Origin of the sequence: Mesorhizobium sp. M1D.F.Ca.ET.231.01.1.1, assembly GCF_003999155.2 — a bacterium.
In the GTDB taxonomy this organism is placed as follows: Bacteria; Pseudomonadota; Alphaproteobacteria; order Rhizobiales; family Rhizobiaceae; genus Mesorhizobium.
The window spans coordinates 1-280 of record NZ_RZOZ02000292.1; the positions used below are offsets into that span (position 1 = coordinate 1).

Here is a 280-nt window from a genome sequence, read left to right on the forward strand (position 1 = left end):
ATCGGGCCCTTGGCCCGCGACGTCGACGATCTCATCCTTGCCCACCGTATCATTGCCGGCGCCGACGGCCTCGACACCGAGGTACCGCCGGTGGCGGCCGACGAGGCGCCGGAGCCGCCGCTCGGCCGGCTCCGGGTGGCCTTCGCGCCGGAATTCCCCGGCGTGCCGACCGCGTTCGACATCGCCGAGGCAATTGCAGGCTTCGCCGGCGCCATCGAGGTCGGGGGAGCGCATGTGCGGGAGGCACTGCCGCAGCATGATTTCGTGGCGGAAAGGGCGC

Annotated in this window: 1 protein-coding gene; it reads left to right on the forward strand. The window is 72.1% G+C overall.

The genetic code is table 11. The features are described 5' to 3' along the window. On the forward strand, positions 1–280 hold a 280-nt coding region (locus EN874_RS33355; RefSeq protein WP_245516260.1), incomplete at both ends, for an amidase family protein.